Annotated in this window: 1 protein-coding gene; it reads right to left on the bottom strand. The window is 44.0% G+C overall.

The window, feature by feature from the left end:
• On the bottom strand, window positions 1-835 hold an 835-nt coding region (locus BCT11_RS20345; RefSeq protein ID WP_241909044.1), incomplete at both ends, for an ISL3 family transposase.

The following is an 835-nucleotide window of genomic DNA, read 5'->3' as shown; positions in this document are numbered from 1 at the left end:
GAAGCAGTAATCCCATGAAGATATGGACGGAGCTTTCGAGCGAACTCTTTTAACGGCTTAATTCCACTCTCATTCACTTGCTCCAACCATACCTGCCATAGGTTTTTAGCCTGAAGTTCAGACTCACAACGCCACAGTTCCTTTAATTGCGCACCTAGTAAGTAGGTTGTCATCAAGTCCTGATTCATATTCAATATTTCTGTGAGGTAGCTTTCCTGTTGTGTATTTAAATTATTCTTATTTTTCAATAACACCCAGCGCGAACGCTTGACCCATTGCCTTGCTTTTTTGTCCTGTTTTAGCTTATTGGCTTGGTCGACTCTGACTCTATCCATCACTTCACGACCGAACTTAGCAACAACGTGGAACAAGTCGTAAACGATACGGGCATTTGGGCAATGCGCTTGGACTTCAAGATCAAAAGCCGTATTCATATCCATTGCTACTGCTTCGATATTTTTACCATGCTCACCTAGTTGCTCAAAGAACGGGCGAATATCCTTACGGCTACGACCTAGTCCTATCCAGATAACCTGATGACTTTTCGCATCTGCAATGACCGTCGCGTAACGGTGCCCTTTAAAAATGGCGAACTCGTCCATGACGAGTTGCCTTAATTCACCCCATTTAACTTGCGGTACTACTTGCTGAAGCCGACGCTTATCTATCTCTTTGATTGTGTGCCAATGAACACCGGTCACTTGGGCTATATGTTTAATAGGCAGCAGAGGCAACAACTGTTCTATATAGCTTCGTAGGCGGTTAGTAATACGAGCATAAGGTTCCAACCAAGATAGCCGTTCTGTTTTAATGCCGCAGTGACTACACTTGATGC

This window comes from Vibrio sp. 10N.222.52.B12, assembly GCF_002875385.1.
Lineage (GTDB): Bacteria > Pseudomonadota > Gammaproteobacteria > Enterobacterales > Vibrionaceae > Vibrio > Vibrio jasicida.
Note: the sequence above shows the minus strand (reverse complement) of the source record. Positions and strands in the feature narration are given on the sequence as shown.